General features: G+C 61.5%; 3 protein-coding genes. All 3 read left to right on the top strand.

Features of this window, described 5'->3' with window-relative positions:
* A partial coding sequence (locus tag BLR71_RS15420; protein ID WP_139172650.1) for a transposase occupies positions 1-321 on the top strand: 321 nt, incomplete at its 5' end.
* Between the two features lie 45 nt (positions 322-366).
* Positions 367-807 (top strand): LexA family protein, encoded by a 441-nt coding sequence (locus BLR71_RS15415; protein ID WP_092528394.1) that lies wholly within the window; start codon positions 367-369, stop codon positions 805-807.
* An 8-nt stretch (positions 808-815) separates the two neighbouring features.
* Positions 816-2,093 carry a Y-family DNA polymerase gene (locus BLR71_RS15410; protein ID WP_092528416.1) on the top strand — a complete coding sequence of 426 codons (1,278 nt, stop codon included), beginning with the start codon at positions 816-818 and terminating at the stop codon, positions 2,091-2,093.
* Positions 2,094-2,165: the final 72 nt, after the last annotated feature.

The following is a 2,165-nucleotide window of genomic DNA, read 5'->3' as shown; positions in this document are numbered from 1 at the left end:
TGGTACCTCAAAGAAAAGGCACGAGACATCTGGCAGGGCTACCGGGTAAAAGGGGCTCGTGCGGCCTGGCAGGAATGGATTCACATGGCTCGGCTAACTGACGTTCGAGCTTTGGCCTCAGCAGCCAATCAGATCGAAACCAAGCTATTTGGCATTCTGAACGCCATGCGGTTTCGCGCCTCCAATGGCTTGGCGGAAGCTATCAACGGCCAAGTTCGAACCTTGAAAGTCCGAGCCAGAGGATTCCGAAGCAAGGAGAGGTTCAAGCGGGCAATCCTTTTTCACTATGGCGGACTGCCAATGGCTCCTAACCCACACTGATAAGTGAAGAGCCATAAATGAACAGTCTTCGACAAGAGGCCAGGCATGCGAGCTCCCGACATATTCCAAGCGCACCCGATGCCACCTGCCCAAGGGCTGCCGCACCCGCAGACCACCATTCGTGCAGGCATTTCCGGGTTCCCCTCACCCGCCGAGGACTACGTGGGACGTACGCTGGATCTCAACCAGCGGCTGGTGAAGCGCCCCTCGGCGACCTTCTTCATGACCGTAGCCGGCGACAGCATGGAAGGTTTCGGCATTCAAGATGGCGACACCCTGGTGGTCGATCGCTCGGTGAATGCCAAACCCGGTCATATTCTGGTGGCACTGGTGGATGGCGAAGTGATCGTCAAACGCTACGAGATCCTCGCCAAGCGGCCTTACCTGTGCTCCGGCAATGATCGCTATGCGCCTATCCCGATCACCGATCTGGACTGCCAGGTGTGGGGCGTGGTGCGCTCGGTCATCCACGAGTTCGCCGTATGACTTATCCAATGATCGGCCTGGTGGACTGCAACAATTTCTACGTCAGCTGCGAGCGGGTCTTTCAGCCACGCCTGGAAGACATGCCCGTGGGCATCATGTCCAACAATGATGGCTGTGTGATCGCCCGCTCGAGCGAGCTCAAGGCGCTGGGTGTGGAGATGGGCACACCGGCCTTTCAGTTGCAACAATGGGTCAATCAGGGCCGCATTCGTTTGCTGTCATCCAACTACGAGCTGTATGGGGACATGTCCGCCCGGGTGCGCGAGGTACTGGAGGAGTTCTCGGCCGGCGTCGAGCCCTACTCCATCGACGAGATGTTCGTGCGCTTCGATGGCTTCGATGATGAGGCCACTCTCGACCTGGCCCGCACCCTGTACCGCAAGGTGCGCCAGTTCACCGGCATTCCCGTCTGCGTGGGCGTTGCTCCCAGCCGAACCCTGGCCAAGCTCGCCAACCGGGCCGCCAAAAAACGCCCCGAGTACGGCGGCGTATGCATGCTGAAAGGAAGTGATGATGCAACACGCCATCTACTCGAAAAAACCGAGCTCGGCGACGTGTGGGGAGTAGGCCGGCGACTGGTCGAGCGGCTGGCCATTCAGGACATCAAGACAGCTTGGGACCTCTGCTGCGCCGACCCCAAGACCATCCGCCGGCGCTTCTCGGTGACGCTCGAGCGCACCGTCCGCGAGCTACAGGGCACGCCCTGCAGCGAGATGAACGACAGTGACGAGTCCCGTCAGCGCATCATGACCTCGCGCTCCTTCGGGCGTCTGACCGGCGAGCCGAGCGAGCTGCGGGCCGCCATTCGCCAGCATGCCCAACGCAGTGCTGAAAAGCTGCGCGCTCAGCAGAACCACGCCCGCGCCGTGCTGGTGTTCTTGAAGACCAACCGTCACCGGCAAGACCTGGCCCAGTACTCCCCCAGCGTCGTCACCGAACTTCCAGAGCCCACTGCCGACAGCCGGACGATTATTGCCGCCGCCCAACAAGCGCTCGAAGCGATCTATCAGCCCGGCTACCGGTTCATGAAAGCCGGCGTGATGCTCCTCGACCTGGTGGACGCCAACCGGGAGCAGCGCTCGCTGCTCGATAGCCCGGACCATGCCGCCAATCGTGAGCGCAGCGAACGCCTGATGAGCACCCTGGACGAGCTGAACCAGAAAATGGGGCGCGGCACCGTGCGCCTGGGCATCCCCCGCCAAAATGCCGCCTGGCATCTGCGCTGCGCCCACCGCACGCCCAGGTGGACGACTCAGTGGGACGAGCTACCCAGCGCGAAGGCCTGAGCCTGTTGAGAGCAGACGAGCAGACGAGCAGACGAGCAGACGAGCAGACGAGCAGACGAGCAGACGAGCAGA

Origin of the sequence: Onishia taeanensis (genome assembly GCF_900100755.1) — a bacterium.
GTDB lineage: Bacteria > Pseudomonadota > Gammaproteobacteria > Pseudomonadales > Halomonadaceae > Onishia > Onishia taeanensis.
The sequence above is the reverse complement of the archived record's forward strand: the minus strand, read 5'-3'. Positions and strand labels throughout refer to the sequence as shown.